Annotated in this window: 9 protein-coding genes; 5 read left to right on the top strand and 4 right to left on the bottom strand. The window is 62.8% G+C overall.

Translation table 11 applies throughout. The features are described 5' to 3' along the window. Window positions 1-84: 84 nt before the first annotated feature. Window positions 85-972 carry a YghX family hydrolase gene (yghX, locus tag AC07SU_RS01695; RefSeq protein WP_176995828.1) on the bottom strand — a complete coding sequence of 296 codons (888 nt, stop codon included), beginning with the start codon at window positions 970-972 and terminating at the stop codon, window positions 85-87. 44 nt (window positions 973-1,016) lie between these two features. Next, window positions 1,017-1,511, bottom strand: coding sequence for a PaaI family thioesterase (locus AC07SU_RS01690; RefSeq protein WP_494996010.1), 495 nt, complete (start codon window positions 1,509-1,511; stop codon window positions 1,017-1,019). Between the two features lie 133 nt (window positions 1,512-1,644). Here AC07SU_RS01690 and AC07SU_RS01685 point away from each other — a divergent pair, with 133 nt between their 5' ends. After that, window positions 1,645-2,199: a YceI family protein gene (locus AC07SU_RS01685; protein WP_176995830.1), complete on the top strand. Its 555-nt coding sequence runs from the start codon at window positions 1,645-1,647 to the stop codon at window positions 2,197-2,199. Here AC07SU_RS01685 and AC07SU_RS01680 read toward each other — a convergent pair. Further along, a complete protein-coding gene (locus AC07SU_RS01680) occupies window positions 2,196-3,086 on the bottom strand; it encodes a DMT family transporter (protein ID WP_494996009.1) in 891 nt (296 codons plus the stop codon). The two genes, AC07SU_RS01685 and AC07SU_RS01680, sit on opposite strands and share 4 nt — an antisense overlap. 90 nt (window positions 3,087-3,176) lie before the next feature. Here AC07SU_RS01680 and AC07SU_RS01675 point away from each other — a divergent pair, with 90 nt between their 5' ends. Then, the gene (locus tag AC07SU_RS01675) at window positions 3,177-4,502 is read left to right on the top strand and encodes an aminotransferase-like domain-containing protein (RefSeq protein WP_494996008.1); all 1,326 of its coding nucleotides are present in this window, start codon (window positions 3,177-3,179) and stop codon (window positions 4,500-4,502) included. 28 nt (window positions 4,503-4,530) lie between these two features. Here AC07SU_RS01675 and AC07SU_RS01670 read toward each other — a convergent pair whose 3' ends face one another. Continuing rightward, window positions 4,531-4,962, bottom strand: a complete 432-nt coding sequence (locus AC07SU_RS01670; protein ID WP_176995833.1) for a nuclear transport factor 2 family protein — start codon at window positions 4,960-4,962, stop codon at window positions 4,531-4,533. 258 nt (window positions 4,963-5,220) lie between these two features. Between AC07SU_RS01670 and AC07SU_RS01665 the strand changes: the two genes are divergently transcribed. From AC07SU_RS01665 to AC07SU_RS01655, 3 genes are read left to right on the top strand one after another with little or no spacing between them, the layout of a single operon-like run. After that, window positions 5,221-5,439, top strand: a complete 219-nt coding sequence (locus AC07SU_RS01665; RefSeq protein ID WP_176995834.1) for a DUF6434 domain-containing protein — start codon at window positions 5,221-5,223, stop codon at window positions 5,437-5,439. Continuing rightward, window positions 5,436-5,906, top strand: coding sequence for a RidA family protein (locus AC07SU_RS01660; RefSeq protein WP_494996007.1), 471 nt, complete (start codon window positions 5,436-5,438; stop codon window positions 5,904-5,906). Before AC07SU_RS01665 ends, AC07SU_RS01660 begins: the two co-directional genes overlap by 4 nt. Window positions 5,907-5,925: 19 nt before the next feature. Beyond that, window positions 5,926-6,663, top strand: coding sequence for a CPBP family intramembrane glutamic endopeptidase (locus AC07SU_RS01655; RefSeq protein ID WP_494996006.1), 738 nt, complete (start codon window positions 5,926-5,928; stop codon window positions 6,661-6,663). The last annotated feature ends 86 nt before the right edge of the window (window positions 6,664-6,749 follow it).

Genomic DNA, 6,749 nt, shown 5'->3' with positions numbered 1-6,749 from the left:
CCCCCCCCCCCCCCCCCCCCCCCCCCCCCCCCCCCCCCCCCCCCCCCCCCCCCCCCCCCCCCCCGGCTCCTACAGGTTGTGAGTTCAAGCCAGGTACTTGCGGAACCAGCCCAGGGTTCTTTCCCACGCCAGGTTCGCCGCCGCCTCGTCATACCGCGGCGTCGAGTCGTTATGAAAACCGTGGTTGGCCCCCTTGTAGATAAACGCCTCGTACGTCGTGCCCGCCGCCTTCAACGCCTTTTCATACGCCGGCCAACCTTCATTGATCCGCGTATCCAACTCGCCGTAATGCAGCATGATTGGCGCCTTGATGCGCGGCACGTCCTTGGCCTCGGGCTGGCGCCCATAGAACGACACCGCAGCGCCGAGTTCCGGGTAGGCCACCGCCGCCGCATTGGTCACGCCGCCGCCATAACAGAAGCCGGTGATGCCGACCTTGCCGGTGCTGCTGTCGTGATGCATCAGCCATTCGATGGCGGCGAAAAAATCGTTCATCAGCTTTTCGGGATCAACTTTTTGTTGCAGCTCCACGCCTTTTTCATCGTTGCCCGGGTAGCCGCCCACCGAGGTCAGGCCGTCCGGCGCCAGGGCGATGAACCCGGCCTTGGCCAGGCGCCGTGCGACGTCTTCGATATAGGGGTTCAGGCCGCGATTCTCATGCACCACCACCACGGCCGGTAGCTTGCCGCTGGCTTTGGCCGGGCGCACCAGATAGCCGCGCACCGTGCCGTTGCCCTTGGGCGAGGGGTAGGTGATGTAGTCGGCGACGATGTCCGGGTCGGTGAACTTCACCTGTTCGGCCAGGGCGTAGTTGGGGCTCAGGGCGGCGAGCAGGGCCGAGGCGGTGAGGCCGCCAAAGGTGAACAGCGCGGCGCGGTCGAGAAATTCACGGCGGTTGATCTTGCCGTGGGCGTAGCCGTCGTAGAGTTCCAGCAATTCGGGGGCAAAGTCTTTCGCGGTAAGACGAGTCATCGGTGCAATCCTCGATTAGCGGTGGCCGTCAATGTAGACCAGGTTCAACCTTCGCGGCCATGGGCGGCGGCTGCCAATTGCCCGGTGTCGACGCGCACGAACACCGAATCGCCAATGGCCGTCAGCACGTCGCCGGCGTACACCTCGCAGACCACGCGGCTCTTGCGCCCTACATCGCCTTCGACGCGGGCGCGCAGGGTCAGGGTGGCGCCCATGGGTGTCGGCTTGATGAATTTGATGCCCAGGTTGCCGGTCACGCAGTCGATGCGCGGCAAACTGCCGGGCTCACGCCCCTCGGCGCGGTAGTGGTAGGCCATGGCGGTCCAGTTGGAATGGCAGTCCACCAGCATGGCGATCAGGCCGCCGTAGACCAGGTCGGGCCAACCGGTGAATTGATCCTGCGGCAGGTGTTCGGCGATCACGTGGACGCCGTCGGCATCCCAACGGCTCTTGATGTGCAGGCCGTGCGGGTTACTGCCGCCGCAGCCGTAGCAAATGCCTTCGGGCGCGGTGCTGTCCTGCAGGGAAGGGGTGTGCATGGGAAGTCCTTGTTGTTCTGGGCGACTACTCTGTTTAGCAGGACACACGCCGGATGGGAATAAATCCGTGCCATGGCGTGTTAGCTCAGCACGTGTGTCCTTTTCTCTTGCGGAGTGTTCCCTGATGCGTCGAATGGCCCCAGTCGTCCTGCTGGCTCTTGTCTTCGGTTGGTTGTCCAGTGCCCAGGCCGTGGAGTACCAGGACGTCAACCGTACCGCCAGCCAGATCAGCTTCACCTTCCAGCAGTTCGGCCAGCGGGTGTACGGCACCTTCAGCCAGTTCGAAGGCACGTTGACGTTCGACACGCAAAAGCCCGAGGCGGGGCACGCGTTGCTCAAGATCCAGCTGGCCAGCATCGACGCCGGCAGCCCCGATGCCAATGACGAGTTGCAACGCGCCTCGTGGTTCGACACCGCGACCTACCCGGTGGGTGTCTACGAGTCCACCGCGGTCAAAGCGCTGGGCGACAACCGCTTCAAGATCAGCGGCAACCTGACGATCAAGGGCATCACCCAGCCGGTGGATATCGATGTGCTGCTCAAGGAGCAGAGCGGTATCGGCGTATTCGACGGTGAGTTTGTGCTCAAGCGCGGCGACTTCAAGATCGGCGAGGGTGAATGGGCGGGCAACAGCGTGGTGTCCGACGCCATCAACATCAAGTTCAAGATGGTTGCGCCCCAGCGCTAGCGCGCAAACTTCTTGGCCCCGGCCACGCAGCCGATCACCGCAACCGTCACCAGCACCATGCCCAGGCTGACCTGCTCATGCAGCAGGCCGGCGGCCAGCGCCAGGCCAAAGAAGGGTTGTAGCAACTGCAACTGGCCAACCGCGGCAATGCCGCCTTGGGCCAGGCCGCGGTACCAGAACACAAAGCCGATCAGCATGCTGAACAACGACACGTAACCCAGGCTGAGCCAGGCCGGCAGGCTGATACCGGTGAGGCTGTGCGGTGCCAGCACCAGGCTGAACGGCACCACCACCGGCAGCGACACCACCAGTGCCCAGCAGATCACCTGCCAACCGCCGAGGCTGCGCGACAGCTTGGCGCCTTCGGCGTAACCCAGGCCGCATACCAGCACCGCCAGCAGCATCAGCAGGTCGCCGGCCGGTGCGGCGCTCAGGCCTTGGGCCAAGGCGTAGCCCATCACCAACGCACTGCCCAGAATCGAAAACAGCCAGAACACCGGGTGCGGGCGCTCGCCACCGCGCAGCACGCCGAACACGGCGGTGGCCAACGGCAGCAGGCCGATAAACACGATGGAGTGCGCCGAGGTCACGTATTGCAGCGCCAAGGCGGTGAGCAGCGGAAAGCCGATCACCACGCCCAGGGCTACCACTGCCAGGGGTACCCACTGGTGGCGCGCGGGGCGTTTTTCCTTGAAAACCTTCAACAGCAGCAACCCCAAGACGGCGGCGAGCGTGGCGCGGATCATGGTCAGGAATACCGGGTCGAACTCCATCACCGCCAGGCGCGTGGCCGGCAATGAGCCGCTGAAAATCACCACGCCGATAAAGCCGTTGATCCAACCCTGGGTAGTGGTGTCCAGGGTGCTGAGTCGTGAAGTACGTTCCATGGGAAGAGGCCCGAAAAAGAAAAGTTGCGTGGCGCTCATCCTAGGATTGAAGATAAAGACAATCAAAAAATTGTCATGGATACATCGCCCATGCCTCGCGCTCGCTACAAGTCCTTGGTCGACGCGTTTGCCCAGAGCATTCGCTGCGGCGAAATGCCCCCTGGCACGCGCCTGCCTACCCATCGCCAATTGGCTGCCGACCACGGCCTGGCATTGGTCACCGCCAGCCGGGTGTACACGGAATTGGAAGCCATGGGCCTGGTCAGCGGTGAAACCGGGCGCGGCACCTTCGTGCGCGAGATCGCCTTGCCGCCAGGGCAGGGCAGCGGGCAGATGACCCTGGCCACCGGCATGCTCGACCTCAACTTCAACTACCCCTCGTTGCCGGGTCAGGCGGATCTGTTGCGCACCGCGTTGCGCCAATTGGCACTCTCCGGTGACCTGGAAGCCCTGTTGCGATACCAACCCCATGCCGGCCGTCTGCATGAGCGCGCGGCCGTGGCGCGCCATTTGTTGAGCCGGGGGCTGGCGGTGGAGGCTGAGCAGGTGCTGGTGGTCAGTGGCGCCCAGCATGGCTTGGCAGTGGCGATGATGACGTTGCTCAAGCCTGGGGATGTGATCGCGGTCGACGCCTTGACGTATTCCGGGTTCAAGGTGCTGGCCGAAACCCTGCACCTGGAAATCGTCGCCATCGCGGTGACGCCCAACGGCCCGGACCTGGACCACCTGCACAGCCTGTGTCGCAAGCGCCCGGTACGCGCTGTCTACAGCATCCCGACTTTGCACAACCCGCTGGGTTGGGTGATGAGCCTGGAGCAGCGTGAACGGTTGGCGGCGATTGCCCGTGAACACGCGTTGATGATCATCGAAGACGCGGCTTACGCCTTCCTGGCAGAGGATGCGCCGCCGCCGATGGCGACGCTGGCACCTGAGCGCACGGTGTATATCGGTGGGTTTTCCAAAAGTGTTGCCACCGGTTTGCGGGTCGGTTTTATCGCTGCGCCTTCAGCGCTGGTGAAGGGGTTGGAACGCACCATCATGGCCACCACCTGGAACGTGCCGGGGGTGATGAGTGCGATTGCCGTGGGTTGGATCGAAGACGGCACCGTCGCGCAGTTGGAAGCCCAAAAGCGTCAGGATGCTCAGGCGCGGCAAGCGCTGGCGGCGCAGGTGTTGAGGGAGGTGGATTACATCAGCCATCCATCGTCGTACTTTTTATGGCTACCGCTGGCGGAAGACATGCGCGCCGATCAGATCACCATGGCGCTACAACGGGAAAACATCTCGGTGTCCACTGCCGAGCCGTTCGCGGTGTCAGCGACGGTGCCCCATGCGCTGCGCCTGGCGTTGGGCTCGGTCACGATGCCGGCGCTGCGCGAGGCACTGCTGGCGGTGCGCAAGGTCGTGATGTGGTGAGCCGACGGGCGCGGCTCACCCACGGGCCTCAGTACTTGTAAGCCTGACGGCCGATCAGCAGCCATTTGCCTTTTTGTTTCTGCCAGACCTGGAAGTTGTCGATGTCGGTCGGCACTTCGACGCCGCTGTTCACTGCCAGGGCGTGGAAGTGGTTGCGCACCAGCGCGGTGTCGCCATCCAGGGTGATGGTCTGGTTCTGCATTTCAAGGGTCTTGAAGGCGCTGGTGTGGGTTTCCAGGTCGGCGATGAATTGCGCCTTGTTCTGCACCTTGCCGCTGGAGTGGCCATAGGTGAGTTTGTCGGAAGTCAGCGCGTGCAGTTGCTTGAGGTCCAGGTGCAGCATGGCTTGGGTCAGTTGGTCGACCGCTTGGGCCACATCCTTTTCGGCAGGGGCAGGCGCTGCTGCGACGTAGCCGGTGAACAGGCACAGAAAACCGATCAGCACTTTGACGTTTTGCATGGGTGTTTCCTTATTGTTGTGGGGGTGACACGACTGGCTTAAGTCGTCGTACAACCATGCAATATTTACCGGCGAGAAGGAAAGTGAAATTTTGAAATATCTCGAAAATATTCAGCGATAAGCTGTTCTAAGCGAAGTTTGATCTTGTACGACGTCCCAACACATTGAGACCTTCAGACGTGCAGTGCGTGCGGCTTCCTGCACCAGTAGCACATCGCTATGCTATGGCCCAAATAACAAACCACCTCGAGGGACAGAATGGATTTTGACTGGCACAGCGGTTCCATCACCCGCGCCACCCCCGTGACCCCGCGCTATAAAAACACCCAGAACGTTCGCCGCTTCATGCTTGAACACTGCGGCCCTGCATTCAAATTCGACCGGGCATTCATGGCCTGGATTCGCAACGGCCAGCCCAAGACTCTGGGCGATGTGGTGCAAGAATGGCAACGTCGAAACCCGGAGGCACGCCCATGACACGCGACGAAAAATACCAGGCCGCCCAGCAGCGTATCGGCTATCTGCTGGAGGCGTTCAAGGTCGGTGGCAATTACACGCCGTTGGTGCGCGACGGCAACCACCTGTACATCAGCGGCCAGATCCCCCGTGTCGGCGACACGATTGTGCTGCCGGGCAAGGTCGGTGAAAGCCTGACCCTGGCCCAGGCGCAGGTGGCCGCCGGTATCAGCGCGCTGCGCTGCCTGGGGCTGCTCAAGCAGGCGCTGGGTTCGCTCGATCAGGTCAAGGCGATACCACGCATTGGTGTGTATGTGCGCAGTGCCGAAGACTTCGATCAGCAAAGTGAAGTGGCCAATGGCGCCTCGGACCTGCTGCATGAAATCCTCGGCGAGGCCGGGGTGCATACGCGTACTTCGGTCGGCGTGTTCCAGTTGCCAAAATCGGCCGCCGTCGAGATCGAAATGCTCGCCATTGCCCACGACTGACCCGAAGGATTGATAAGGGATGATCACCGAAGGCATGGTGGTGCTGGTGCGGTACGCCGTTCACCTGACCCCGGGGCTGGCGTTGTTTGGCCTGTGGTTCGCGCTCACGCCCAGGGCGCTGGCCGCAATGCGTATCCTGATTTTGCTCGCGGCGTTTGTGCTGATGCGCGACGCAATGACGCCCCTGGGCATGTGGCGGTTGGGCAGCGAGGTGCAGATCGCGTTCACCGCCAATGCGTTTGTGTTGGCGGCGCTGGGCGGTTTGTCGGTGATGTTGATCCTGCTGCTGCCGCGCGCGGCGCCGGACCTGTGGCGGCTGATTCGCTGGTCCATTGGCAACCCGATTGCCGGCCTGGCGGTCGGGTTCGCGGTGGGTGGCCTGATTGGCGTGCCGTTGCGGATTTACCAGGGGATCGACGCCGCTGACTTCCACGGCTACTGGGTGTGGTTGCCGGGCATGGTGGTGCTGGCCTATGGCGCCAATGCATTGGAAGAAGTGCTGTTTCGCGGGTGCTTGCAGGGTTATCTGGAACAGCAGGTCTCTCCCCTGCGGGCGGCGTTGATCAGCGGCGTGGCCTTTGCGGCCTGCCATGCATTCCTGGCGTTGAGCGTGACCCAGCTGGGCTGGCCGATCTTGGCCTTTACCCTGATCGAAGGCCTGGCCTGCGCGCTGGTGCGCCTGCGCTACGGCGTGCTGCCCGCCACCGTGGCCCATGGCACGGCAATCCTGTTGATCGCCGTGCCGTACATGGCTTGAGGTGAAACCCGATCCAACTGTAGGAGCTGGCTTGCCAGCGATGGCGGTGAATCAGACAGACCGCTATCGCCGGCAAGCCGGCTCCT

The organism is Pseudomonas sp. GW821-FHT05H12, assembly GCF_059419385.1.
This window is presented reverse-complemented; position numbering and strand designations above follow the sequence as displayed.

Bases quoted from the DNA above. Each gene is read 5' to 3' on its own strand.
- AC07SU_RS01690 (WP_494996010.1), bottom strand. From the start codon at position 1,511: ATGCACACCCCTTCCCTGCAGGACAGCACCGCGCCCGAAGGCATTTGC.
- AC07SU_RS01680 (WP_494996009.1), bottom strand. From the start codon at position 3,086: ATGGAACGTACTTCACGACTCAGCACCCTGGACACCACTACCCAGGGT.
- AC07SU_RS01660 (WP_494996007.1), top strand. From the start codon at position 5,436: ATGACACGCGACGAAAAATACCAGGCCGCCCAGCAGCGTATCGGCTAT.
- AC07SU_RS01670 (WP_176995833.1), bottom strand. From the start codon at position 4,962: ATGCAAAACGTCAAAGTGCTGATCGGTTTTCTGTGCCTGTTCACCGGC.
- yghX (WP_176995828.1), bottom strand. From the start codon at position 972: ATGACTCGTCTTACCGCGAAAGACTTTGCCCCCGAATTGCTGGAACTC.
- AC07SU_RS01675 (WP_494996008.1), top strand. From the start codon at position 3,177: ATGCCTCGCGCTCGCTACAAGTCCTTGGTCGACGCGTTTGCCCAGAGC.
- AC07SU_RS01665 (WP_176995834.1), top strand. From the start codon at position 5,221: ATGGATTTTGACTGGCACAGCGGTTCCATCACCCGCGCCACCCCCGTG.
- AC07SU_RS01685 (WP_176995830.1), top strand. From the start codon at position 1,645: ATGGCCCCAGTCGTCCTGCTGGCTCTTGTCTTCGGTTGGTTGTCCAGT.
- AC07SU_RS01655 (WP_494996006.1), top strand. From the start codon at position 5,926: ATGATCACCGAAGGCATGGTGGTGCTGGTGCGGTACGCCGTTCACCTG.